The sequence below is a fragment of the Mesorhizobium sp. B2-3-7 genome, assembly GCF_006442695.1.
GTDB lineage: Bacteria > Pseudomonadota > Alphaproteobacteria > Rhizobiales > Rhizobiaceae > Mesorhizobium.
The window spans coordinates 184,638-207,983 of sequence record NZ_VFVV01000004.1; the positions used below are offsets into that span (position 1 = coordinate 184,638).

Sequence of the window (23,346 nt, forward strand, 5' to 3'; positions counted from 1 at the left end):
TTAAGCGGCTGCGATCGCCAGCGCATGGCCGCGCGCATTTTCACGCAACGCAGCGAGATGGATCGACTTGATCAGCGCGGCGAGATCGCCTTCCGCGGACTGTCCGCCCAATTCCTTCAGCATCAACCAGCTGACTTCCTGCACGCCGGCGACGCGCTTGCCGTTGGCGACCTCTCGCCAGATTTTCAGCGCGCGCAAGATGACCGCGTGCGTGGCGGCAGCCAGGCCGGCACTGCGGAACAGCGCCTGCAAGGCCACGTCGTGTCCGCCGGCCAGCAGCGCCCTCACTCTTTGGGCGGACTGCTGGCTGAGCGCGACCAGCGCCGAGCCGAAGAAGTCGACCTTGCCATGCGCGATGGTGCGGATGAGGAAGCTCGCGGTGAGATCGCCGCGTAGCCTGAGATGCTCGATCAGTGCTGCATGCTCTTCCTGGCGCGTGCTCTCGATCAGCGTCACGCAGGCCTTAACGCAGGCGTCGCGCATGACGCGGTCGGCCCGGGCGGCTCCCATCAAGGCCATGACCAGCGGCGAGGTCTTGAGCATCTCACCGAGCTTGACGAGCAGCATGTGCCGGCAGTCGGCGGGCAGGCGTGAATCCGATATAAGCGCCTCGCGCACCAGCGGCAGATGGCCGTGGCGCTCGGCCATGCGGCGAAAACTCAACGAAGCGACATCGGCCCCGCTGTTGGCCAAAAGCACGGCGCAGGCCTCCGCCTCGCCGATCTCTGCGATAGCCGCCGACAGCGCCATCGAGACCAATGGCCGATCGGCGATCAGTTTTTGCGTCGCCTTCGGACCTGAAGCCACGCGATCGATCAGGTCTGCGTCGGTAAGCAGTGGCGATCGCGTCAGCACGACGCCGGCGACTTCCGGCTGGTCGGAAGCAAGCGCGCTGATGATCTGGGGCGGTGCGTGATGGCTCATGGACAGCGCCTCGGCCATCGCCAGCCGTACCTTCGACGATGCGTCGTCGAGCAGCAAGGTCAGCGCCGCCTCGGCGGCGCAGCGATCCTCGAACGGCAATTCCGCGTCGACATAGGCGCGGGCGAGCGCGCTTGCCGCCGCGGCGCGCTCCGACACCCTGGCCGTGTAGATCCATTTCAGGAAATGCGAGACAACAACCATACCGCCTGCTTACGCCCCTTGCCGGAAGGTTTCCGACCCCGTGCCGGACGTTAGGCCGAATTGGTTTATGAAGCGTTCACCATGTTCGTTAACTGGCTTGCGAGCGCTGGATGCAGCGCCTATCAACCGTCCAGCAGCGGAGGAGAATGAAATGGCTGGGCTTTATCTCGAGGAGTTCGTCGTCGGCCATGTCTTCCAGCACACGCTGCGCAAGACTGTCACCGAAAGCGACAACATGCTGTTCTCGGTGATGACGCTGAACCCGCAGCCGCTGCATATCGACTTCGATTTCGCCGCCAGGAGCGAATGGGGCAAGCCGCTGGTCAACTCGCTGTTCACGCTCGGCCTGATGATCGGCATTTCGGTTAACGACATCACCGTCGGTACGACGGTCGCCAATCTCGGCATGAAGGAAACGGTGTTTCCGCATCCGGTCTTCCATGGCGACACCATCCGCGTCGAGACCACTGTCGTCTCGGTGCGCGAATCCAGGTCGAAGCCCGATCGCGGCATCGTCGAGTTCGAACATCGGGCCTATAACCAGAACGGCGACCTCGTCGCCAAATGCACGAGACAGGCCATGATGCTGAAGAAGGTAGCCTGATGCGTTCGCTGCTGTTCGTTCCCGGCGATTCCGAGAGGAAGCTGGAGAAGGGCTTTGGCGCCGGCGCAGACGTGGTCATTGTCGACCTCGAGGATTCGGTGGCGCCCCAAAACAAGGCATCGGCGCGAATGACCGCGGCGCGCTTCATCGCCAGCCACAGGGCGAAAACAAGGTCGGCAATCTACGTCAGGGTCAACGACCTTTCGACGGGATTGACGGACGACGATCTTGCGGCGCTTATCCCGGCAAAACCCGACGCCGTCATGCTGCCCAAATCGGCTGGCGGCCAGGATGTCCAGCACCTCTCGGCAAAGCTCAGGCTGCGCGAAGCGGAGAACGGCTTGGCCGACGGCGCGACAAAAATCCTGCCGATCATTACCGAAACACCGGCGGCCGTGCTGGCGGCGGCGAGCTACGCCGGGGCAAGCGCGCGACTTGCCGGGCTGACCTGGGGCGCGGAAGACCTGTCGGCGGCGATCGGAGCGCGCACCACCCGCGACCAACATGGCCGTTACACCGAAATATTCCGCTTCGCTCGCGCCATGACCATTCTCGCCGCCGGCGCGGCGAAAGTCGCGGCGATCGACACCGTCTTCCCGAATTTCCGCGATATGGCGGCCTTCGAGGCCGAATGCAGGGAGGCCGAACGTGACGGCTTCACCGGCAAGATGGCGATCCACCCTGATCAGGTGCCGGTCATAAACGCCGCCTTCACGCCCTCGGTGGAAGCGGTGCAACAGTCGGCGGCAATTGTCGCGGCATTCCAGGCGGCGGGAAATCCCGGCGTCGTCGGCATCGACGGCAAGATGTATGACCGGCCGCATCTGCGGCTGGCCGAGCGGCTTCTGGCACGCGCCCGGGCAGCCGGAATCTCCGCCTGACCGCTACCAGACCAACGGGATCAGGCGGTAGCGGACATGGGCCGCATAGTCGTCATAGCCGCGCAGGCCGGTGCGAAGCGTTTTTTCCTCGATGAATGTGCGGATGGCCAAGAGAACGATGAACACGACGACCAGTGCCAGCCCCCACCAGGAGCCGAGCAGGAGAGCCGTGCCGGCAAAGAAGAGGATGGCGCCGGCATACATGGGATGGCGCACATAGCTATAGGGACCCGTTGTGATCACTTGCTGTCCGCGCTCCGCCTGGATCTTCACGACGGGCGCCGCGAAGCTATTCTCCAGCATCGTCAGATAGCTGATCCATAGTCCGACCAGCAGAACCAGCGCACCGATCGCCTGTACCCAGACCGGAACGACGGACCAGCCGAAGCGGTAGTCGAAACCCATGAAGGCCAGCCAGGCAAATATGCCGAGCAGGAGTATGCTCAACAGAACCTTGTCGGCCGCGGTCTGGTCCTTCTGGATGGGAGAGCTCAGCCGTTCGTTCATCAGCCCGGGATCGCGCCGGGCCAGCGTCACGCCAAGGGTCAGGCTCAGCCCGGTCATCACCGCCAGATATACCCAGGCTCCCGGCCAGGTCAGCGTACCCGCTGTCAGGAAAAGCAGCGCGCCCATGGCGCCGAACCACACGAACGTCTGGAGGATCAATCTCGAGACCATGATCAACCTTCCATGATATTTGCCGTCGGCATTTACCAGCAACAGACTACCGCCGACCCTCAGCGGACTATCGCCCATCCCGCGCCTGGACGAAACGGTCCTGGTGTGCAGAAGGTTTCGTCATGCCGCGTCATCAAGCTCAGGGCGCGTCGTGATGACGGCTCGCCCTCAGGAAAGCACAGTGACTGGGCCCCCTTGCGGGCTAATCCTTGCCCCAACGCGGCCGGCGCATCGAAAACACTTCGTTGACGCTGGCATAATCCATGTAGCCGAGGCGAGCGACATTGCCGGCCTTGCTGATATCGAACAGGCCGTCTTTCAGGTAGGCATCGTCAATATGCACGCCGATCACTTCGCCGGCCACGACGACGGCGCTGGTCGGCGTTCCGTCCAGGGCCTTTGGCCGGAACACTTCGGTCACCTTGCATTCGAGTGCGGCGGGTGCGGCCGCCACGCGCGGCGGCGCGACAAGACGCGACGGCGCCATGGCGAGATCGGCATAAACGAACTCGTTGACGCCGCGCGGCGCGTCGACCGACGTCCGGTTCATCTTCTCGGCGAGATCGCGGCCGACCAGATTGGCGACGAACTCGCCGGTCTCCTCAGCGAAGGAGGCACTGTCCTTCTCGCCCTCGGAGGAAAACCAGACGATGAAGGGCCTTGTCGAAACGGCATTGAAGAAGGAATAGGGCGCGAGGTTGATCTCGCCGGCCCCGTTAAGGGTCGAGATCCAGCCGATCGGGCGCGGCGCCACGATCGCCTTCGACGGATCATGCGGCAGTCCGTGCCCCTTTGACGGCTCGTAGAACACTTACCCCGCCCAGGGCCCGGCATAGTCCGCATAAAGCTTTGCCGGATCGGGGCGCGGCCGCTCCGGCGCCGGGCCGCCATAGGAGCCGATATGGACGAAGCCGATGACGCGCTCTTGCGGCGCCAGCCCCAGGATCGCCCTGCCTTCCGGCACGTCTGAATACCAGTTGCTGATCATGTTGGTGCCATAGCCCAGTGCGTTGGCAGCAATCATCAGGTTCATCGCCGCCATGCCGCCGGACAGGAACATCTCCCATTGCGGGATTTTTGGATTTTCCTTCGGCACCGACACCACGCCGATGACCAGCGGCGCGCGCGAGAAGCGCGCCAGCTCCTGGTTGCGGCGGCCATCCGGTAAAGGTCCCTCCCGCTGTTCGGCAAGGGCCGCCAGCTTCCTGCCGATTTCGATGCGGGCATCACCGCGATAAAGAATGAAGCGCCAGGGCTCGAGCCGGCCATGATCGGGCACGCGCGTGGCCGCGGCGATCATCGTGGCGATCTCGGCGTCGCCGGGCGCGGGCTCCTTCAAGTCCGGTATCGGCGCTGAATTGCGGGTCAGCAGGAAGTCGATGATCGGGGACGCCATGGGCGCAAGTCTCCTAAGTTCGATTTTGAGCTGAAGCGCGCCATGGGAATGCGGGGCGGCTCGGGCATCGACGCGGGCGCGCCAGGCTGGAGAGTCGTATCCGTCGGACTCTTAAGCCTTGAAATTGCCACCGCCATGGGCTTCAACGCAAGGCATGTTTGAGGGGGCTTTGCGTCTTTTCCTGATCTGGGTCTGCACCCTGCTGCTCATGGCGCCGGTTTCCGTTGCCGTGGCACAGAACGTGGATGGCGTCAGCGACCTGAAGCTTCCCGGAATTTCGAGCTACGCGACGCCGAAAGGCGAGACATCGCTGGCGCTTGGTGGCGGCGGCGCCATCACCTTGTCCGCGCAATTGACCGACAAGGGAGGCGATATCACTCGCGGTATCGTCTGGCGCGTCTTCAAGCCGGAGGCCGTCAACGGCAAATTGCCGATGGTGGCTTCCGCCCATGGGGGCACGGCGGTCTTCCAGCTCGAACCCGGCAGCTATCTGGTTCACGCTTCCTACGGCCGGGCCGGTGCCACCAAGCGCATCACTGTCGGCAAGGACGCCAAACGCGAGAGCCTCGTGCTCGATGCCGGCGGCCTGAAGCTCGACGCCGTCCTTTCCGGAGGGGCGCGCATCCCGCCAAAGAAGTTGCGCTTTTCGATCTATGAGGGCAATGCCGAACCCAATGGCGATCGCGCGCTGATCATTCCCGACGTCGAGCCCAACAGCGTCGTGCGTCTCAATGCCGGCATCTACCACGTGGTCTCGACCTATGGCGCGGTCAATGCCGTCATCCGCTCCGACATCCGCGTCGAGGCCGGCAAGCTGACCGAAGCCACCGTCGAGCATCACGCCGCCGAGATTACCTTGAAGCTGGTGCGTGAAGCGGGCGGCGAAGCGATCGCCGACACGTCGTGGTCGCTGCTCAACGAATCCGGCGATCCGATCAAGGAAACCGTCGGCGCCTTCGCCTCCATGGTGCTGGCCGAAGGCGACTACACGATCATCGCCAAGAACCGCGACCGGATCTACCAGAAGGATTTCACTGTCGTGGCCGGACAGAACCAGGAAATCGAGGTTCTCGCGACGGAAGCAGCCGCGATGGATCCGGAAGAAGGCGCGGATTAGTCAATTCCGGAAAGCCTCGAGCCGCTTTCCCTTCGGATCTCCACGAAATGGACCTACGCCGCCAGCTTGGCTCGTGCCGGCAGGAATGGAATCCGGCGGCGAGGAACCGGCGGCGCCAGATCGAAGACGCCTCTATAGAGGCGCTCGAGCAGCGCCTTGCGGTCGCGCACGGGCTCCAGTTCGTTCCAGTTCAGCACATCGCCGACACGCACGTCGATCGACTTGCCGGAAAGCCGGGCGAACTCGTGGATAAGCAGCGAAATGCGCAGCGTCAGCGATGCCTTGCCGACGAACTTCGCCACGCGCCCGTCGCGCTCGGCCATGTTCATGGGGCCGCTGACCAGATGGAACAGCCTGCCGTTCTGGCCGGAGAAATGCATCGGCACTACGGAAGCCTTGGCATCCTGCACGAGACGGGCCGGAAACATCTTCCATGGCAGATCGCGTGCCTGGCCAAAACCTTTCGGCGCGGTGGCGACGCCGCCGGCCGGAAACACCACGATGGTGACACGTTCTTTCAAGAGCCGCACAGCCTCGTGACGCACCGCCATGTTGTTCTTCAGAGCGTCCTTGGTCTCGGAAAAGTCGAACGGCAGCGAGTAGGGCTCCATCTCGCTGATCTTGAGCAGATCCTTGTGGATCATGACCCGGAACGGCCGCCCAAGCTGCTCGGCCAGCGACAGCACGGCAATCCCGTCGCCGATGCCAAAGGGATGATTGGCGACGATCACCAGCGGCGTGTCAGGCAGGGTCTGCGGCGGCCATTGGTCGGGGGTTCGCACCCGCACATCGATCAATTCGAGCATGCGGTTGAACACGCGCTCGCCGGACGGGACCACCTGGCGGCGCCAAAAATCATAAAGCGCTGCAAAACGGTCGCGTCCGGACAGGCCTTCGATGGAATGGATGACCCACCGCGTCAGCGCTGGCTGTCGGGGATTAGCATAGGAAAGCTCGGGAAACGGTTTTTCACGCAATTTCAGCTTGAGCATGAGGGCTTGTTACAAGACTGCCGTGACAGGGATGTGAAAATGGAGGGATGTGAAGACGGTGCGATATGGAAATGGCGGCGGACTGCTCCACCGCCATTCCGCTTGAAATACTACCGGGTCAGGCCGCAGGTTTGCGTCGGCGATCGGGCGTGACCGCTTCTTCGGTCAGCTGCGCGACCGCTTGGGCGAGACCCAGCGACTCCTGATCGCGCGATCCGAGGCGGCGCATGTTGACCGTCTGCTCTTCCGCCTCGCGCTTGCCGCAGACGAGGATGACCGGAACCTTGGCTAGGCTGTGCTCACGGACCTTATAGTTGATCTTCTCGTTGCGCAGATCCGCCTCGGCGGACAAGCCCGCGGCTTTCAGCTTCGCCACCACTTCGTTCGCATAGCCGTCGGCGTCCGAAGTGATCGTCGCCACCACTACCTGCAGCGGCGCGAACCACAGCGGGAAATGGCCGGAATAGTTCTCGATCAGGATGCCGAGGAAGCGCTCCATCGAGCCGCAGATGGCACGGTGCACCATGACAGGCTGTTTCTTCTCGGAATCCGAGCCGATGTAGAAGGCACCGAAACGCTCCGGCAGGTTGAAGTCGACCTGCGTGGTGCCGCATTGCCATTCGCGGCCGATGGCATCCTTCAGCACATATTCGAACTTCGGCCCGTAGAAGGCGCCCTCGCCAGGATTGATCGAGGTCTTGATGCGGTTGCCCGATCGCGTCCTGATCGTCTCCAGCACGCCGCTCATGATCGCTTCGGCGTGATCCCAGGCTTCGTCGGTGCCGACGCGCTTGTCCGGCCGGGTCGACAGCTTCACGCTGATTTCGTCGAAGCCGAAATCGGCATAGGTCGACAGAATCAGATCGTTGATACGCAGGCACTCCGACGCCAGTTGCTCCTCGGTGCAGAAAATATGCGCGTCATCCTGCGTGAAACCGCGCACGCGCATCAGCCCGTGTAGCGCGCCCGACGGCTCATAGCGATGCACATTGCCGAATTCCGCAAGCTTTACCGGCAGGTCGCGATAGGATTTCAACCCGTGCTTGAATATCTGCACATGGCCAGGACAGTTCATCGGCTTCAGCGCGAACACGCGGTCGTCATCGGTGTCGTCGCCGGCAACCGTGACCTTGAACATGGCGTCGCGGTACCAGCCCCAATGGCCCGACGTCTCCCACAGGCTCTTGTCGAGCACCTGCGGTGCGTTGACCTCCTGGTAGCCCTGCTCGTCGAGGCGGCGGCGCATGTAGTTGACCAGGTTCTGGAACATCTTCCAGCCCTTGGCATGCCAGAAGACGACACCGGGCCCCTCTTCCTGGAAATGGAACAAATCCATCTCGCGGCCGAGCTTCCTGTGGTCGCGCTTTTCGGCTTCCTCCAGCATTGTCTGGTAGGCGTCGAGCTGCGCCTGATCAGCCCACGCCGTGCCGTAGATGCGCGTCAGCATCGGGTTGTTCGAATCTCCGCGCCAATAGGCGCCCGCCACCTTCATCAGCTTGAAGGCATTGCCGATCTGCCCGGTCGAGGCCATATGCGGACCGCGGCAAAGGTCGAACCAGTCGCCTTGCGCGTAGATCTTGAGATCCTGATCGTCAGGAATGGCGTCGATCAGTTCCAGCTTGTAGCGCTCGCCCTTGTCGGCAAAGACCTTTTTGGCCTTGTCGCGCGACCAGACTTCCTTCGTGAACGGCTTGTTGCGCGCAATGATCTCGCGCATCTTCTTCTCGATCACCGGGAAGTCGTCCGGAGTGAACGGCTCGTTGCGGGCGAAGTCGTAGTAGAATCCGTTCTCGATCACCGGCCCGATGGTCACCTGCGTTCCCGGCCATATCTCCTGCACGGCCTCCGCCAGCACATGTGCCGCGTCATGGCGGATGAGTTCCAGCGCGCGCGGATCGTCGCGGGTGATGATCTCGATCTTGCCGGACTTGCCGAGCGGATCGGAGAGATCGCGCACGGTACCGTCGATGGCATAGGCCACGGCCTTCTTGGCCAGCGACTTGGAGATCGATTCGGCAAGGCCTGCACCGGTCATCGCCGCATCGTAGTCGCGCACGGAGCCATCGGGAAATGTCAGGGAAACGGCATTCAGCATCAGGTATTCTCCTATCCAGTCCCGCAAACGAGCGCGGGTGGTGAAATGCAGGTCGTCAGCCGTTCGAGGCTGCGGCCTGCCAGATAGCCGGAGGCGTCCGGCGGCGGCAGTCTTTTATGGGCAGATGCCGCCGCCGTAAAGCCTCGGCTATTTAATCAGCAGCGGCAGGTCCTTCAGGAAGGCCGCGCGCGTCGCGAGCCCCTTCGGCATATCGCTCCGCTTCGTATCGACGACGAGCCGGGCAAACACGATCTGGCGGCCGTTTTTCTGCGCCCAGCCGACGAACCAGCCGAGTGAACGCCTGTCCTTGCCGCCCTCGCCTCCCCTGGTGCTGCCCGTCTTGCCCTGGACGGTCCAGTCGCCGGCCTTGAAGCTGGGTAGGATGGCTTTCGTCATGTCGTGAGCCTTGGCCGAGACCGGTATCTTGCCGGCGAGGAGCTTACGCAGGAAATCGACCTGCTCGACCGGCGTGATCTTGAGCGAGGAGTTCACCCAGGAATGAGTCAGGCCGTCATTCTTGCCGGGATCGCCGGAAACGTCCGCATTGCCATAGCCGAACTTCGAGACGTAGCCGGCAAAGCTCTCCGGTCCAAGCCGGCGGGTGATCTCGCGTGAATACCACAGCACCGAGTCCCGCTCCCAGATCATCGGATCGACGGTCTTGTGGTCCCGCTTGACCGCCTTGAATTCAGGTTTGTAGTCCCAGCTCGGCGTGTGCTCGTCGCTTAGTATGCCGGCATCGTAACCGATCAGCGACAGCGGCACCTTGAACGTCGAGGCCGGGCTGAACCGCTGATCGCAGACGCCGTTTTGGTAAAGCGTCTTGCCGCTCTGCGCATCGGCGATCAGCGTGCATTGCACATCCCCGAGCGGCGCCGACTGCGCGCGCATCGGAAATCCCAGAAGCCAGGCAAGCAGGAACAGGACTCCGGCAAGGATGAAGGGAAGACGGTCGACATTGCGCATTGGATGCTCGCTCCAGAGGGGGGTTCGGCGAGCGGCTTAGCGAGGTCTCTTGTCTCGATTTTGTCTCAAATTCGCAGTTATTGTGCAGGCTGCCGTTAACCCTACCAGATCGTAAACGGTTGCCTTGAAGAACTGACCGGCAGTCAGCTTCGCGCCTCGTCGTGGTTGCCGCCGATCCGCCAATATCGCCACGGCGTAAACCAGACATACCGATCCGCCAGAACCTCCGGAACAAGGTCGACGCCATGGGTGCCGAATGGTCCGCAGCGCAGAACCCTGAAAAATCCCATCCAGCCGCCGGCCCAAAGGCCATGGCGGGCGATCGCCTCATGCGCGTATTCCGAGCAGGTCGGCAGGTGACGGCAGGAATTGCCGATGAAGCTGGACAGCGTCAGTTGATAGAGGCGCACCAGCGACGTGCCCAACACCCGGCCGGGGGTCTTGCGCCACGGGCCGGACCAGTTGCGGCCTTGCCGCGGCGGCCCGGCTGTATGTGTATGCCCATGCTGGTCGCCCACTGCGATCTCCGTCTTTCCACACGATAGATGTGGGCTTCATCGGGAGAACGCAATCCCGCCCCTGCTTGCTGAGCTTTCACGGGCGGAAGCGGCGAAGTGGCTGCCGATCAGCCGGCAGTGCCCATCGGCGGGGGCTAGACTGCTCTTCGTGGTGCTTCCGACGGGTCCTTTCGTCACGCCACTGATAGGTTGCAATCCGCATCACATCGCCAAAAATCTCTAGCAACTGGACCATGGCCGTATCTCCTTGACGACGAGTAGACCGCCGCTGGCCTTCGCCTTCAAACGAGTATAATTTCCACTTCGGATAATCCTGGGTTATGCGAATGAAGCGTGGGCGACTGCCGCTGACGGCCTTGAGGAGCTTTGAAGCAGCCGGGCGGCACCTGAGTTTCAGCAGGGCGGCCGAGGAGCTTTTCGTCTCGCAGGCAGCGATCAGCCGGCAGATCCGCGAGCTCGAGATCTTTCTGCGCCGGCCCCTGTTCGAACGTCACCATCGCCGCGTCGAACTGACCGATGCGGGCCGCCGGCTGCTCAGTCAGCTGGTCAGGAGTTTCGACGCCATCGACGCCCTGCTTTCCGAGTTGGTGGCGGCTCCCGCGCAGACAGTGGTTCGCGTCAGCGTCGAGCCGTCTCTGGCATCGGTATGGCTGGTGCCGCGGCTCAACCGTTTTCGCCAATTGCGGCCCGACATCGACGTTGCGCTCGAAGTCGATCCAAGGCTGATTGAGTTTCGCGGCGACCAGCCTGAACTTGCGTTACGCTTCAGTGCGCATGCTGCCTCGTGGCCGCGCAGCGAGGCCGAGCAGCTTGCCTCGACGGTCGATTCACCGGTTCTGTCGCCGGCGCTGCTTGCCGCGGGGCCTCCCCTCGACAAGCCGGCCGACCTTGGCCGCTATACGCTGTTGCATGAGGAAAACCGACAGGGTTGGGCGCGCTGGTTCGAGGCGGCCGGTGTGCCTGCCGACGCGGTGCTCGCGCGCGGTCCTATGCTGGCGGATGCGTCGCTTTCGAAGCAGGCCGCTCTGCTCGGACACGGGGTGGCGCTGGGCGATCTTCTGCAGATCGGTGAAGAGCTCGCCTCCGGCACGCTGGTCAAGCCATTCGACATCGACGTCGCGTCCGGCGCCTATTGGCTGGTGGCCAGAAGCCTGCGCGATCTCCCCGAGCCAGCCGCCGCGTTCGCCGACTGGGTGAGAAGCGAATTCGCCGAAAGCAGACGGCTCCAATAGGCCGCCAAATGGGCTATCAGGCGGCTTCTTCGGCGCGCTTCTTCTCGATCTGACCGATCGCGTCGACCACCGCGTCGAAGGTCAACATGGTCGAGGCATGGCGCGCCTTGTAGTCGCGCACCGGTTCCAGATATTTGAGATCGGCGAAGCGGCCTTCCGGCGGCGCTCCGTTCTCTTTCAGCATTTTCAGCATGGTCTCGCGCACCGCGCGCAATTCGTCGGCCGTAGCGCCAACCACATGCTGCGCCATGATGGAGGACGAGGCCTGGCCGAGCGCGCAGGCCTTCACGTCATGTGCGAAATCGGTAACCACGCCGTCCGCCATGTTGAGATCGACGGTAACGGTAGAGCCGCACAATTTGGAATGTGCCCTCGCGCTGGCATCGGGATGATCGAGCCGGCCAATCCGTGTGATATTTCCGGCAAAACCGAGAATTTTCGCATTGTAGACGTCGTTGATCATTATTTTCCAGTCCGTCGCCGCCAAGCGAACAGCGTTTGCCGCTGACGCGTCTTTCTTTCGCTCGTCATGACCATATATAATGGTGGCAGTCCGGTATCGACAAGGCGACGAAAAGCCCACGTCTTTGCCGCAGTTTGCTCACGCCGCTTACGGGGCTGGAAACCGGGCGAGTTTCCGACGCCGAAAGGTCGTGGTCCGTTCAACTCGTTCCTCCTGAGAGAGGGACTACGGGAGACGCCTTTATGGATGCCGTTATCAAGAAGTTCATGCCCCAGTCGGCCTACATGGAAAAGCCCGTCACCGACCGGCCGAGCGAGGCCGAGGTCGAGGCTGCGGTACGCACGCTTTTGCGCTGGACCGGCGACAACCCCGATCGCGAAGGGCTGGTCGACACGCCCAAGCGGGTGGCCAAGGCCTATCGGGAAATGTTCGGCGGCTATGACATGTGCCCGGCCGAAGAGCTTGGCCGCACCTTCGAGGAAGTGGCTGGTTACGACGACCTTGTCATCGTCAAGGACATCCAGTTCCATTCGCATTGCGAACATCACATGGTGCCGATCATCGGCAAAGCCCATGTCGGCTATCTGCCGGACGGCAAGGTCGTCGGCCTGTCCAAGATCGCGCGCGTGGTCGATATCTTCGCCCATCGCCTGCAGACCCAGGAAGCCATGACCGCGCAGATCGCCGGCGTCATTCAGGATGTGCTCAATCCGCGCGGCGTTGCCGTGATGATCGAGGCCGAGCACATGTGCATGGCCATGCGCGGCATCCGCAAGCAGGGCTCCACCACGCTGACCTCGACCTTCACCGGCGTGTTCAAGGATACTCCCGAAGAACAGGTTCGTTTCGTCACCATGGTGCGTGGCGGTGGGGTGTAAGCCGCCTCGCCCGGCATCGCCGAACCATGATTCCGAAAGTGGCTACCGGTTTTCGGATAATTATGGTCAAACAGGAAGATAGCCCGGCGATGTCGGCACTGGAATTTCCGAAGGCTCCCTCAGACAAGAAAGCGCTGGAAGAAGGCGCGGTGTTTTCACCGCGCTTCGATGCCGCCGGCCTGGTCACCGTCGTCGTCACCGATGCGGCAGACGGCGTGCTTTTGATGGTCGCGCACATGAATGCGCAGGCTCTGGCGTTGACGCTTGAAACAGGTATCGCCCACTACTGGTCGCGTTCGCGCAATGCGCTGTGGAAGAAGGGCGAAACGTCAGGCAATCTCCAGCATGTCATCGAGGTGCTCACGGATTGTGACCAGGACGCCATATGGTTGCGCGTCAAAGTGCTAGGCCACGACGCAACTTGTCACACAGGCCGGCGTTCCTGCTTCTATCGGACGGTGGGGCTGATCGACGGCAAGGCGATGCTTGCCGACGATGGCAGCGAGCCCTTGTTCGATGCGGAAAAAACGTATCGGAAGCTCCCGTGAATGACCAGCTTGAACCTTTTGCCCGCAGCCAACCACATAGATTCACCATTTCGATACGGCCCGCCTATATATTAGCTGTGGGACAAGGGAGATCATGATGCTCGAGTGGGCGTCATTGCGTAACAGAGCGGACGTACGAGAGGCGAATGGTCCCGCTTCGTCCGGCGGCGCGTCCGAAACAACATCACCAAAGAAAACTGGCATCTCGCTTGCACTGGGCGGCGGTTGCGCAAGAGGCTGGGCGCATATCGGCGTGCTGCGCGCGCTCGATGAAGCCGGCATCGAGGTTTCGATGATTGCCGGCACCTCGATCGGCGCGCTGGTCGGCGGCTGTTACCTCGCCGGAAAACTGGACGAGTTGGAAGAGTTCGCCCGCAGCCTAACCAGGCGGCGCATCTTCGGCCTGCTCGATCTAAAGCTGCGCGGCAGCGGTCTGTTCGGCGGCATGAAGCTGGATGCTCGCCTGCGTGAGCATGTGGCCGGCATTCGCTTTGAGGATTTGTCCAAGCCGTTCGTCGCGGTCGCTTCCGAAATCCGCACCGGCCATGAGATTTGGCTGTCGAACGGTTCGCTGATAACAGCCATGCGCGCTTCCTATGCCTTGCCCGGCGTGTTCGAGCCGGTGACTTGCAATGGTCGCGTGCTGGTCGACGGAGCTTTGGTCAATCCGGTGCCGGTGTCGGTCTGCCGTGCCTATGAGCAGCCGCTGGTTGTCGCGGTCAACCTTCATTACGACCTGTTCGGCCGTGCCGCCGTCATCAAGCATAGCGCCGGCGAACTGGTCGTCGAGAACGATGCACCGCGCAGTGGCCAATTCGACCCGGAGCACCGGGCGCATCAGACGCGGCTTGGCATCACCGGCGTCATGGTCGAGGCCTTCAACATCATCCAAGACCGAATCTCGCGCGCCAGGCTTGCCGGCGATCCGCCGGACATGTCGCTGCAGCCCAAGCTCAGCCACATCGGTCTGACCGAATTCCACCGCGCCGATGAGGCGATCCAGATCGGCTATAGGGCAACGATGGCACAGATCGGCGAACTGACCCGGCTTCAGACGGTTCTCGCCTGATCAAAGACGCATCAGGCGCGTGCCGCGTCGACGATGCGGAACTGCACGCTGCGATTGCCGTTCCAGTAATTGCCCGACAATGAGCCGGCGACGTGGATCGTCTTACCGCGGTTCTTGAACAGGAAGTCGCCGAGCACGGTGTCGACGGCACGAAAGGCGATCGCCTGGATGCGACCGCCACTGCCCGACTGGAGGTCGGCGCGGATGTGGTTGGTGCCGACCAGCCGGGCGTCGGCCAGCCGATGGCGAGGCAGCGCGAAAACAGGCGCGACATGCCCTGCACCGAACGGGCCGGCCTTTTCCAGCGCATCCAGCAAGGCCAGCGTCGCACCCTCGGCGGCAAGCGCGCCGTCGATCGCCAGGCTTTCCTCGTCTTGCAATCGGAACACGTCGGCTGCTGCGCGCTCCTCGAAAAATGCCCTGAGCTCGCCGAGCCGCGTGCGCTCGACGGTAATGCCGGCTGCCATGCCATGGCCGCCGCCCTTGACGATCAGCCCGGCATCTGCGGCTTCGCGCACCAGCCGGCCGAGATCGAAGCCCGACACCGAGCGACCTGAACCGGTGCCGGTGCCGGTGGCGTTGAAGGCGATGGCGAAGGCCGGCCGTCGGGCATGGTCCTTGAGCCTGGAGGCAAGCAGGCCGACGATGCCGGGATGCCAGTTGGTGCTAGCGGTAACGACGATGGCCGGCCCGCTGCCGCCGGCAAGCTCGGCATCGGCCTCGGCACGCGCCGCGGCCAGCATCTCGTGTTCCATCAGCTGCCGCTCCTGGTTGAGCCGATCGAGCGTCTCGGCGATGGTGCGGGCCTCGACCGGATCGTCGGTCGCAAGCAGCCGGCTGCCGAGGGCGGCGTCGCCGATGCGCCCGCCGGCGTTTATGCGCGGTCCGATCAGGTAGGCCAGATGGAAGGTGCTGAGCGGCTCGCCGACGCGCGAGACCCGCGCCAGCGCAGACATTCCCTCGTTCTTCTGCTGGCGCGCCACTTGCAAGCCCTTGACGACGAAGGCACGGTTGACGCCGGTGAGCGGCACCACATCGCAGACCGTGGCCAGCGCCACGAGATCGAGCAGCGAGAGCAGGTCCGGCGGCGTGGCGTCGGCCAGCCGGCCGCGCAGGACCTTGGCCGTCTGCACCAGCGCGAGAAAAACCACTCCGGCGGCGCAGAGATGGCCCTGCCCGGAAAGGTCGTCGTCGCGGTTGGGGTTGACCACCGCGTGTGCCGCCGGCAAGGCGCCGCCGACCTGATGATGGTCGAGCACCACGACATCGGCACCGGCGGCATTGGCCGCGTCGATGGAAGCCGCGCTGTTGGTGCCGCAATCGACGGTGACGATCAGCGTCGCGCCGCGCGAGATGAGCTCGCGCATGGCTTCGGGATTGGGACCGTAACCCTCGAAGATACGATCGGGAATGTAGATTTCCGACGATATTGAGAAATGCGCGAGGAAGCGTTTGAGCAAGGCCGACGAGGCGGCGCCATCGACATCGTAGTCGCCGAAGATCGCCACCTTCTCCCGGGCCATCACCGCGGCGGCTATTCGAATGGCCGCCTTGTCCATGTCGGTCAGCGAAGCCGGGTCCGGCAGCAGGTCGCGGATCGTCGGGTCGAGAAAGCGCTCCGCCTGTTCCGCCGTCACGCCACGTCCGGCAAGCACGCGCGCGACGATATCGGGCACGCCGTGCCCCTGTGCGATGGCAAGCGCGACCATGTCCTGCCGCTCGGTCAGCCGATGTTCCCAGGAAACACCGGTGGCCGACTGTCGGACATCGAGAAAAAGGCGTCTCTCGCCCGTCATGCGAGGCGACGTTTGCGGATGATCATTGCCCACAATATGCGACGGCCAGTCAGGAATGCATCAAAACTTTTCCAGGTCCTGATGCCGGGCCTTGATCTCGCGCACGGTGCGCGACGACGAGCGCAGCACGATCGTGTGCGTTGTGATGTAGTTGCGGCCGAACTTGACCCCTGCCAGCATGTTGCCGTCGGTGACGCCGGTGGCCGCGAACAAAACATCGCCGCGCGCCATGTCCTCGGCCCGGTAGACCCGCTTCGGGTCGGCAATACCCATCTTGCCGGCGCGGGCGACCTTTTCGGGCGTATCGAGGATCAAGCGGCCCTGCATCTGGCCACCCGTGCAGCGCAACGCCGCCGCGGCCAGCACGCCCTCCGGCGCGCCGCCAATGCCGAGATAGATGTCGATGCCGGTTTCCTCGGGATCGGTGGTGTGGATGACACCGGCGACGTCGCCATCGCCGATCAGCCGGATTGCCGCCCCGGTGGCGCGCACGGCGTCGATCAGCTTGCCATGGCGCGGACGGTCGAGGATGCAAGCGGTAACGTCGGACACCGCGACGCCCTTGGCCTTTGCCAGGCTGGCTATGTTTTCGGCCGGCGAGGCATCGATGTCGATGACGCCCTCGGCATAGCCCGGGCCGATGGCGATCTTGTCCATGTAGACGTCGGGCGCGAACAGCAGGCTGCCCTTCTCGGCGATGGCGATGACGGCCAGCGCGTTGGGCAGGTTCTTGGCGCAGATCGTGGTGCCTTCAAGCGGGTCGAGCGCAATGTCGACCGCCGGGCCTTTGCCGGTGCCGACCTCCTCTCCGATATAGAGCATCGGCGCCTCGTCCCGCTCGCCTTCGCCGATCACCACCGTGCCCTTGATGGCGAGGCGATTGAGCTCCTGGCGCATGGCGTCCACCGCGACCTGGTCGGCGGCCTTTTCGTCACCGCGTCCGCGCAGCCTGGCGGCCGCGACGGCGGCGCGTTCGGTGACGCGCACCAGTTCCATGGTGAGTATCCGGTCAAGTCCGGCGATAATGTTGTGGGCCACGTTCATCAGGTCGATCCTCGTTCGCATGCCGCCTCCCGCCGGAGGCGCGCCTCTTGTGTCAAACGAGCATGACAACGGCAAGACCTCTCGAAGGTTTTCTCGAAAAGCCTGCAATATCAACCGATTAAATTATGGATAGCACGATTCCGGCGAACCTGGGCCGCTTTCAAAGTAGGTATCGAGATCTAAAACACGGCCAGATATTTCAATAGCGAAACGATGCCGATGATGATGACGATGATCTGCGCGATCTGCCGCATCCTGGCGTCCAGCGGCAATCGCTGAATGAGGTAAAGCACCAGAATGATCACCAGGAACGTGATCAGGATGCCGATCAGGACGGAAGAAGCCATAGTGCTCCCCTGGAAATTGCTCGACGGACAGGTAAGCCGGCAAAAACCGGCTCGGTCGTTACCGGATCAATACCAGCGGCGCTGGCTGTCATTCATCGACTGGCCAACGGCGAGGCCGGCCAGAAAACCCAGCAGCCCGATGACGCCGACCACTGCCGTCGTCGTGCCCGGGTTTTCACGCGCGACCTCCGAGACCGCCTGGGCGTGGCTGCGCAACTGCTGAGCCGTTCGCGACGCACGGCTCGCCGCGCTGTCGTAGACGTCGGATGCCTGAGCCGAGGCCTCGTCAACTAGTTCCGCACCTCGCTCCGAAAGGCTCTTGTTGATCCTGGTGATCTCCTTGCGCAGGTCGGCGATCTGCTTTTCGAGCGTCTTTTGGATGTCGTCGATCTGGGGGGTGTCGGATTTCGATGTTTCGGCCATTGGCATTCCCTCGGTTTGCACCTCGTGAGAACGGCGCTGGCCGGGATTGGTTCCGGCGAGCCAGGCAGCGGCATCGGCCGCAACAGTATCGTCGCAGCAATCCAGTGGTGCGCGACGGAAGGAAATATCTATCCTGCCCGTTCGATCCGGATGACCTGCGGCTTGTCGGTCAGGTGACCATCCTTGGTGATACCGTCCACGGCCTTGCGCACCGCGGCTTCGGTGGTCTCGTGGGTGACGAGGATCACCGTCTTTTGCGCCGCCACTTCGCCGCTGATCGCGTGCTGGACGATCGATTCCAGCGAGATATCGTTGTCGGCCATGCGCTTGGCGATGGCCGCGAACACGCCAATGCGGTCATGCACGGTCAGCCGGATGAAATAGCCGCCGGCATGGCTGCGCATCTGCGCCTTCCTGTAGGGCTTCAATTCCCTCGCCGGCCTGCCGAAGACCGGGCCGTGCTGGAAGCCGGGACGGCTCTTTGCTATATCGGCGATGTCGCCGATGACGGCCGAGGCGGTGGCATTGCCGCCGGCGCCGGGGCCGGAGAGCAGCAGTTCGCCGAGGATGTCGGTCTCGATCGCCACCGCATTGATGACGCCGTGGACCTGCGCGATCACCGAGGCCGTCGGCACCATGGTCGGATGCACGCGCTGCTCGATGCCGCTCTCGGTGCGCTGGGCAACGCCAAGCAGCTTGATCCGGTAGCCGAGATCGCCGGCCGCACGGATATCGGCCTGGGTGATGTTCGAGATGCCTTCCATGTAGATGTCGTTGGCGGCGATCTTGGTGCCGAAGGCCAGGCTGGTCAGGATCGACAGCTTGTGCGCGGTGTCATGGCCTTCGATGTCGAAGGTCGGGTCGGCCTCGGCATAGCCCAGCCGCTGCGCGTCCTTGAGGCAGGCGTCGAACGAGATGCCTTCGGCCTCCATCCGGGTCAGGATATAGTTGCAGGTACCGTTGAGAATACCGAAGACACGGGTGACCGAGTTGCCGGCCATCGCCTCGCGCATCGTCTTGATAACGGGAATGCCGCCCGCCACCGCGGCCTCGTAGTTGAGCAGCACGCCCTTCTTCTCGGCGATCTCGGCGAGCGCGACGCCATGTTTGGCCAGCAGCGCCTTGTTCGCGGTAACGACATGGCGGCCGGCTTCGAGCGCCGCCCTGACCGCCGCGAACGCCGGCCCCTCGTCGCCGCCGATCAGCTCGACGAAAACGTCGATCTCGGCGGCCTGCGCCATCTTGACCGGATCGTCGAACCATTTGGCGGCATTGAGATCGACGCCGCGGTCGCGCTTGGGATCACGCGCCGAAACCGCCGATACGACGATGTCGCGCCCACACTGCCGTGTCAGCTCCGCCGCCTTGTTGCGCAGCACGCGCGCCACCGAGGCGCCGACCGTGCCGAGGCCGGCAATTCCAACACGCAGAGCTTCAGCCATGGCCGGCGATGTCCCCCGAAAGATCAAACGAAATTGTGTGCGGAAAGCTTACCGATGGGCGGAAAGCGGCACGACATTGTTGGGTTGCTTGGCACTGGTCGCCAAGAAGCGCTTGATGTTGCGCGCCGCCTGCCGGATCCGGTGCTCGTTCTCGACCAGCGCGACACGCACGAAATCATCGCCGTGTTCGCCGAAGCCGACGCCTGGCGCCACCGCAACGTCGGCATGTTCGATGAGCAGCTTGGAGAATTCGAGCGAGCCGAGATGGCGGAACGGCTCGGGAATCGGCGCCCAGGCGAACATGGACGCAGCCGGAGCCGGAATGGTCCAGCCCGCGCGGCCGAAGGCATCCACCATCACGTCGCGCCGCTTGTGGTAGATGTCGCGCACTTCGGCGATGTCGGCGCCATCGCCGTTGAGGGCGTGTGCGGCCGCCACCTGGATCGGGGTGAACGCACCGTAATCGAGATAGGATTTCACCCGGGTCAGCGCCGAGATAAGCCGCTCGTTGCCGACCGCAAAGCCCATGCGCCAGCCGGGCATGGAGAAGGTCTTCGACATGGAGGTGAACTCGACGCAAACGTCGATCGCGCCCGGCACCTGCAGCACCGAAGGCGGCGGATTGCCGTCGAAATAGATCTCCGAATAGGCAAGGTCCGACAGGATGATGATGTCGTTCTTCTTCGCGAACGCCACCACGTCCTTGTAAAAATCGAGCGAGGCGACCAGCGCCGTCGGGTTCGACGGGTAGTTGAGGATCAGCGCCAGCGGCTTCGGAATCGAATGGCGGATGCCGCGCTCGACCGCCGGGATGAAACCGTCATCGGGTTCCACCTGCAGCGACCGGATGACGCCGCCCGACATGATGAAGCCGAAAGCATGGATCGGGTAGGTTGGATTCGGGCACAGGATCACGTCGCCAGGGGCGGTGATCGCCTGCGCCATGTTGGCGAAGCCTTCTTTCGAACCCAGCGTTGCCACCACTTGCGTATCGGGATCAAGCTTCACGCCGAAGCGGCGCTGATAGTAAGCGGCCTGGGCGCGGCGCAGGCCCGGAATGCCGCGCGAGGAGGAATAGCGATGGGTGCGCGGATCGCGCACCACTTCGCACAACTTGTCGACGATTGCCTTGGGCGTCGGCAGGTCCGGATTGCCCATGCCGAGGTCAATGATGTCGGCGCCGCGCGAGCGGGCGCTGGCCTTGAGCCGGTTGACCTGCTCGAAGACATAGGGCGGAAGCCGGCGGACCTTGTGAAACTCTTCCATGGCAGTTCCAGACATCACTTGGCGTTTGGCAAGGCGCACCGTGTCGGCAAGTGCCTTGGGCGCGCGCTATATACTTATTTGCAGGTAGGGTCGAGGGTGGGGTCGCATTTGCCTTCGATCTGCTTCAGCGTCTGCGCGCCATGCTTGCTGGCCAGGTCCGTCAGCGCCGCCTGATTGGTGACGTTGGGGGCGCCGCCATTGGCTGCCTGCGCGCTTTCGTCCCCCTTCAATTCCGCGAGCCTGGCATTCCTCTCGGCATCGGTGAACTGTTTGGCCGCTACTTTCGGCGGGATGTTCAGGTTCGGAAAGGTGCCGGTATCCTTCGGTCCCGCTGATGTGGCGATGGGCACCGGGCCGCTGGTATTGGTGCTCGAGCAGGCCCCAAGGCACAGCAGGGCAATTGCCGCACCGATGCGGCAAAAACGACCGGCGCCGAAAAAAACAGTCTCGCCAATGTTAATCGTCATATTGTTTCCTTGGCAGCCGGGGTAGAGCGAGGTTGGACCCAGTCGGATGTCCCATGGTAATATGTCAAGAAAACGCTTCGGGAGGAACCCCGCGCACCATGTCCAAAACACCCGATTCGGGCAAAGCGGAAGATGGCGGACCTTCGACGGTCGAGCAATATCTGGTGAAGGACCCGGAACGCTTCGCCCTGAACATGGCGCGCATGATCGAGCAGGCCGGCAAGGCGGCTTCCGCCTGGGCCGAGCCGCGCGAGAAGGGCGAAGTGCGCGACCATGTCGCCGAACCGGTCGTCGACATGGTGAAGACCTTCTCCAAGCTCAGCGAATACTGGCTTGCCGACCCACAACGCGCGCTCGAAGCGCAGACGCGGCTGTTCGCCGGATATATGACGGTTTGGGCGAACGCCATCCAGCGCGTCAGCGCCGATGCCGAGCGAACCGAGGACGCGGTCAAGCCGGAGCGCGGCGACAAGCGTTTCCAGGATCCGGAATGGGGCCGCAACGCCTTCTTCGATTTCTTGAAACAGGCCTATCTCGTCACCTCGCGCTGGGCGGCTGATCTTGTCGAGCACGCCGAAGGCCTGGATGACCACACCCGCCACAAGGCGAGCTTCTACGTCAAGCAGGTGTCCAACGCCATCTCGCCGTCGAATTTCATCCTGACCAATCCGGAACTGTTTCGCGAAACCATCGCCTCGAACGGCGAAAATCTTGTGCGCGGCATGAAGATGCTGGCCGAGGACATCGCGGCCGGCAAGGGCGACCTGAAGCTGCGTCAGGCCGACTACTCGCCCTTCGAGATCGGCCGCAACATCGCCACCACCCCCGGCAAGGTGGTCGGCCGCAGCGACGTCGCCGAGATCATTCAATACGATCCCGCCACCGAGACGGTGCTGAAACGGCCGCTGCTGATCTGCCCGCCCTGGATCAACAAGTTCTACATACTCGACCTCAACCCGCAGAAATCCTTCATCCGCTGGGCGATCGAACAGGGCCACACCGTGTTCGTCATCTCCTGGATCAACCCTGATGAACGCCACGGCATGAAGAACTGGGAAGCTTATACAAGAGAGGGGCTGCAATACGGCCTCGACACTATCGAGAAGGCCACAGGCGAGAAAGAGGTCAACGCTATCGGCTACTGCGTCGGCGGCACGTTGCTGGCGGCGGCACTTGCCCTGCTGGCGCAGGAAGGTGACGATCGCATCAAATCGGCGACCTTCTTCACCACCCAGGTCGATTTCACCTATGCCGGCGACCTCAAGGTGTTCGTCGACGAGGAACAGGTCGCGGCGGTGGAAAAGGCGATGAACGAAAAGGGCTATCTCGACGGCACCAAGATGGCGACCGCCTTCAACATGCTGCGCTCGGGCGACCTGATCTGGCCCTATGTCGTCAACAACTACATGCGCGGCAAGGATCCCCTGCCCTTCGACCTGCTTTACTGGAATGCCGATTCGACACGCATGGCGGCGGCCAACCACTCCTTCTATTTGCGCAACTGCTATCTCGAGAACAACCTCTCGCGCGGCAGGATGGAACTTGCCGGACGCACCGTTTCGCTCGCCGATATCAAGATCCCCATCTACAACCTCGCCTCCAGGGAAGACCACATCGCTCCCGCGCTGTCCGTCTTCCTCGGCTCGAAATATTTCGGTGGCGAGGTCGAATACGTGATGGCGGGCTCCGGTCATATCGCCGGCGTCGTCAACCCGCCCGCATCGGGCAAGTACCAGTACTGGACCGGCGGCAAGCCGGAGGGCGACTTCGGCGAGTGGATCGCAAGGGCCACCGACCATCCTGGCTCCTGGTGGCCGCACTGGCAGAGCTGGATAGAGGCCAAGGACAACAATCGCGTGCCCGCCCGCAAAGCAGGCAAGCATATGAAAACTTTTGGTGATGCCCCCGGCACCTATGTCAAGGTGCGTGTGTAACCGACTGTAATGTCTGGTGAGTTGACGGACCCGTAAAAGCGGGCGAAATGGTGTCGTCAACCATC

Annotated in this window: 24 protein-coding genes; 8 read left to right on the plus strand and 16 right to left on the minus strand. The window is 63.0% G+C overall.

The features are described from left to right. Positions 1–1,125 carry a DUF2336 domain-containing protein gene (locus FJ940_RS10330; RefSeq protein ID WP_140520995.1) on the minus strand — a complete coding sequence of 375 codons (1,125 nt, stop codon included), beginning with the start codon at positions 1,123–1,125 and terminating at the stop codon, positions 1–3. Positions 1,126–1,276: 151 nt separating this feature from the next. Between FJ940_RS10330 and FJ940_RS10335 the strand changes: the two genes are divergently transcribed. Together FJ940_RS10335 and FJ940_RS10340 are read left to right on the plus strand one after the other, a co-directional pair. Then, entirely contained in the window at positions 1,277–1,729 is a 453-nt protein-coding gene (locus tag FJ940_RS10335; protein ID WP_140495838.1) for a MaoC family dehydratase, read from the plus strand. Further along, the gene (locus FJ940_RS10340; protein WP_140656447.1) at positions 1,729–2,610 is read left to right on the plus strand and encodes a CoA ester lyase; all 882 of its coding nucleotides are present in this window, start codon (positions 1,729–1,731) and stop codon (positions 2,608–2,610) included. Before FJ940_RS10335 ends, FJ940_RS10340 begins: the two co-directional genes overlap by 1 nt. 3 nt (positions 2,611–2,613) lie before the next feature. Here FJ940_RS10340 and FJ940_RS10345 read toward each other — a convergent pair whose 3' ends face one another. The 3 genes from FJ940_RS10345 to FJ940_RS10355 form a co-directional block, all read right to left on the minus strand. Next, on the minus strand, positions 2,614–3,288 hold the full coding sequence (locus FJ940_RS10345; RefSeq protein WP_140495836.1) for an isoprenylcysteine carboxylmethyltransferase family protein: 675 nt from the start codon (positions 3,286–3,288) through the stop codon (positions 2,614–2,616). A 202-nt stretch (positions 3,289–3,490) separates the two neighbouring features. Further along, positions 3,491–4,099 (minus strand): flavin reductase family protein, encoded by a 609-nt coding sequence (locus FJ940_RS10350; RefSeq protein WP_140495835.1) that lies wholly within the window; start codon positions 4,097–4,099, stop codon positions 3,491–3,493. Next, positions 4,100–4,684 carry a nitroreductase gene (locus tag FJ940_RS10355; RefSeq protein ID WP_140495834.1) on the minus strand — a complete coding sequence of 195 codons (585 nt, stop codon included), beginning with the start codon at positions 4,682–4,684 and terminating at the stop codon, positions 4,100–4,102. A gap of 154 nt (positions 4,685–4,838) precedes the next feature. On the opposite strand from FJ940_RS10355, the gene FJ940_RS10360 reads away from it, so the two are divergent. Continuing rightward, positions 4,839–5,801: a hypothetical protein gene (locus FJ940_RS10360; protein WP_140517047.1), complete on the plus strand. Its 963-nt coding sequence runs from the start codon at positions 4,839–4,841 to the stop codon at positions 5,799–5,801. A gap of 53 nt (positions 5,802–5,854) precedes the next feature. Here FJ940_RS10360 and FJ940_RS10365 read toward each other — a convergent pair whose 3' ends face one another. From FJ940_RS10365 to yidD, 4 genes are all read right to left on the minus strand, one after another. Continuing rightward, positions 5,855–6,793 (minus strand): GNAT family N-acetyltransferase, encoded by a 939-nt coding sequence (locus tag FJ940_RS10365; protein ID WP_140656450.1) that lies wholly within the window; start codon positions 6,791–6,793, stop codon positions 5,855–5,857. A gap of 118 nt (positions 6,794–6,911) precedes the next feature. Next, positions 6,912–8,888 (minus strand): threonine--tRNA ligase, encoded by a 1,977-nt coding sequence (gene thrS, locus FJ940_RS10370; RefSeq protein ID WP_140517051.1) that lies wholly within the window; start codon positions 8,886–8,888, stop codon positions 6,912–6,914. Between the two features lie 147 nt (positions 8,889–9,035). Beyond that, positions 9,036–9,854: a class D beta-lactamase gene (gene blaOXA / locus FJ940_RS10375; RefSeq protein WP_140517053.1), complete on the minus strand. Its 819-nt coding sequence runs from the start codon at positions 9,852–9,854 to the stop codon at positions 9,036–9,038. A gap of 143 nt (positions 9,855–9,997) precedes the next feature. Further along, complete coding sequence (yidD, locus tag FJ940_RS10380; RefSeq protein WP_140495829.1) at positions 9,998–10,372, minus strand: membrane protein insertion efficiency factor YidD; 375 nt, start codon at positions 10,370–10,372, stop codon at positions 9,998–10,000. Positions 10,373–10,698: 326 nt separating this feature from the next. On the opposite strand from yidD, the gene FJ940_RS10385 reads away from it, so the two are divergent. Next, the gene (locus tag FJ940_RS10385; protein WP_140517055.1) at positions 10,699–11,604 is read left to right on the plus strand and encodes a LysR substrate-binding domain-containing protein; all 906 of its coding nucleotides are present in this window, start codon (positions 10,699–10,701) and stop codon (positions 11,602–11,604) included. 16 nt (positions 11,605–11,620) lie between these two features. Here FJ940_RS10385 and FJ940_RS10390 read toward each other — a convergent pair whose 3' ends face one another. Continuing rightward, positions 11,621–12,067, minus strand: coding sequence for an iron-sulfur cluster assembly scaffold protein (locus tag FJ940_RS10390; RefSeq protein ID WP_140495827.1), 447 nt, complete (start codon positions 12,065–12,067; stop codon positions 11,621–11,623). Positions 12,068–12,309: 242 nt separating this feature from the next. On the opposite strand from FJ940_RS10390, the gene folE reads away from it, so the two are divergent. The 3 genes from folE to FJ940_RS10405 all read left to right on the plus strand — a co-directional run bounded on the left by folE (position 12,310) and on the right by FJ940_RS10405 (position 14,562). Then, the gene (folE, locus tag FJ940_RS10395) at positions 12,310–12,945 is read left to right on the plus strand and encodes a GTP cyclohydrolase I FolE (RefSeq protein WP_140517057.1); all 636 of its coding nucleotides are present in this window, start codon (positions 12,310–12,312) and stop codon (positions 12,943–12,945) included. An 89-nt stretch (positions 12,946–13,034) separates the two neighbouring features. After that, on the plus strand, positions 13,035–13,493 hold the full coding sequence (gene hisI, locus FJ940_RS10400) for a phosphoribosyl-AMP cyclohydrolase (RefSeq protein WP_140517282.1): 459 nt from the start codon (positions 13,035–13,037) through the stop codon (positions 13,491–13,493). Between the two features lie 97 nt (positions 13,494–13,590). Beyond that, on the plus strand, positions 13,591–14,562 hold the full coding sequence (locus FJ940_RS10405) for a patatin family protein (protein WP_140656453.1): 972 nt from the start codon (positions 13,591–13,593) through the stop codon (positions 14,560–14,562). 11 nt (positions 14,563–14,573) lie between these two features. On the opposite strand, the gene recJ is transcribed toward FJ940_RS10405, so the two are convergent. The 7 genes from recJ to FJ940_RS10440 form a co-directional block, all read right to left on the minus strand. Further along, complete coding sequence (recJ, locus tag FJ940_RS10410; RefSeq protein WP_140495824.1) at positions 14,574–16,358, minus strand: single-stranded-DNA-specific exonuclease RecJ; 1,785 nt, start codon at positions 16,356–16,358, stop codon at positions 14,574–14,576. A gap of 60 nt (positions 16,359–16,418) precedes the next feature. Next, positions 16,419–17,402, minus strand: a complete 984-nt coding sequence (gene glpX, locus FJ940_RS10415; RefSeq protein WP_140495884.1) for a class II fructose-bisphosphatase — start codon at positions 17,400–17,402, stop codon at positions 16,419–16,421. Between the two features lie 179 nt (positions 17,403–17,581). After that, the gene (locus tag FJ940_RS10420) at positions 17,582–17,749 is read right to left on the minus strand and encodes a Thivi_2564 family membrane protein (RefSeq protein ID WP_140495823.1); all 168 of its coding nucleotides are present in this window, start codon (positions 17,747–17,749) and stop codon (positions 17,582–17,584) included. A gap of 66 nt (positions 17,750–17,815) precedes the next feature. Next, positions 17,816–18,172, minus strand: a complete 357-nt coding sequence (locus FJ940_RS10425; RefSeq protein ID WP_140495822.1) for a hypothetical protein — start codon at positions 18,170–18,172, stop codon at positions 17,816–17,818. Positions 18,173–18,300: 128 nt separating this feature from the next. Next, positions 18,301–19,614, minus strand: coding sequence for a homoserine dehydrogenase (locus tag FJ940_RS10430; RefSeq protein WP_140656456.1), 1,314 nt, complete (start codon positions 19,612–19,614; stop codon positions 18,301–18,303). 48 nt (positions 19,615–19,662) lie between these two features. Continuing rightward, positions 19,663–20,880, minus strand: a complete 1,218-nt coding sequence (locus tag FJ940_RS10435; protein ID WP_140495820.1) for an LL-diaminopimelate aminotransferase — start codon at positions 20,878–20,880, stop codon at positions 19,663–19,665. Positions 20,881–20,954: 74 nt separating this feature from the next. Further along, on the minus strand, positions 20,955–21,347 hold the full coding sequence (locus FJ940_RS10440) for a hypothetical protein (RefSeq protein ID WP_140495819.1): 393 nt from the start codon (positions 21,345–21,347) through the stop codon (positions 20,955–20,957). Positions 21,348–21,445: 98 nt separating this feature from the next. On the opposite strand from FJ940_RS10440, the gene phaC reads away from it, so the two are divergent. Further along, positions 21,446–23,281, plus strand: a complete 1,836-nt coding sequence (phaC, locus tag FJ940_RS10445) for a class I poly(R)-hydroxyalkanoic acid synthase (RefSeq protein ID WP_140495818.1) — start codon at positions 21,446–21,448, stop codon at positions 23,279–23,281. Positions 23,282–23,346: the final 65 nt, after the last annotated feature.

Coding starts and splice junctions, on each gene's coding strand:
- FJ940_RS10330 (WP_140520995.1), bottom strand. CDS start 1,125: ATGGTTGTTGTCTCGCATTTCCTGAAATGGATCTACACGGCCAGGGTG.
- FJ940_RS10335 (WP_140495838.1), top strand. CDS start 1,277: ATGGCTGGGCTTTATCTCGAGGAGTTCGTCGTCGGCCATGTCTTCCAG.
- FJ940_RS10340 (WP_140656447.1), top strand. CDS start 1,729: ATGCGTTCGCTGCTGTTCGTTCCCGGCGATTCCGAGAGGAAGCTGGAG.
- FJ940_RS10345 (WP_140495836.1), bottom strand. CDS start 3,288: ATGGTCTCGAGATTGATCCTCCAGACGTTCGTGTGGTTCGGCGCCATG.
- FJ940_RS10355 (WP_140495834.1), bottom strand. CDS start 4,684: ATGGCGTCCCCGATCATCGACTTCCTGCTGACCCGCAATTCAGCGCCG.
- FJ940_RS10360 (WP_140517047.1), top strand. CDS start 4,839: ATGTTTGAGGGGGCTTTGCGTCTTTTCCTGATCTGGGTCTGCACCCTG.
- FJ940_RS10365 (WP_140656450.1), bottom strand. CDS start 6,793: ATGCTCAAGCTGAAATTGCGTGAAAAACCGTTTCCCGAGCTTTCCTAT.
- thrS (WP_140517051.1), bottom strand. CDS start 8,888: ATGCTGAATGCCGTTTCCCTGACATTTCCCGATGGCTCCGTGCGCGAC.
- blaOXA (WP_140517053.1), bottom strand. CDS start 9,854: ATGCGCAATGTCGACCGTCTTCCCTTCATCCTTGCCGGAGTCCTGTTC.
- FJ940_RS10385 (WP_140517055.1), top strand. CDS start 10,699: ATGAAGCGTGGGCGACTGCCGCTGACGGCCTTGAGGAGCTTTGAAGCA.
- FJ940_RS10390 (WP_140495827.1), bottom strand. CDS start 12,067: ATGATCAACGACGTCTACAATGCGAAAATTCTCGGTTTTGCCGGAAAT.
- folE (WP_140517057.1), top strand. CDS start 12,310: ATGGATGCCGTTATCAAGAAGTTCATGCCCCAGTCGGCCTACATGGAA.
- hisI (WP_140517282.1), top strand. CDS start 13,035: ATGTCGGCACTGGAATTTCCGAAGGCTCCCTCAGACAAGAAAGCGCTG.
- FJ940_RS10405 (WP_140656453.1), top strand. CDS start 13,591: ATGCTCGAGTGGGCGTCATTGCGTAACAGAGCGGACGTACGAGAGGCG.
- recJ (WP_140495824.1), bottom strand. CDS start 16,358: ATGACGGGCGAGAGACGCCTTTTTCTCGATGTCCGACAGTCGGCCACC.
- glpX (WP_140495884.1), bottom strand. CDS start 17,402: ATGAACGTGGCCCACAACATTATCGCCGGACTTGACCGGATACTCACC.
- FJ940_RS10420 (WP_140495823.1), bottom strand. CDS start 17,749: ATGGCTTCTTCCGTCCTGATCGGCATCCTGATCACGTTCCTGGTGATC.
- FJ940_RS10425 (WP_140495822.1), bottom strand. CDS start 18,172: ATGGCCGAAACATCGAAATCCGACACCCCCCAGATCGACGACATCCAA.
- FJ940_RS10430 (WP_140656456.1), bottom strand. CDS start 19,614: ATGGCTGAAGCTCTGCGTGTTGGAATTGCCGGCCTCGGCACGGTCGGC.
- FJ940_RS10435 (WP_140495820.1), bottom strand. CDS start 20,880: ATGGAAGAGTTTCACAAGGTCCGCCGGCTTCCGCCCTATGTCTTCGAG.
- FJ940_RS10440 (WP_140495819.1), bottom strand. CDS start 21,347: ATGACGATTAACATTGGCGAGACTGTTTTTTTCGGCGCCGGTCGTTTT.
- phaC (WP_140495818.1), top strand. CDS start 21,446: ATGTCCAAAACACCCGATTCGGGCAAAGCGGAAGATGGCGGACCTTCG.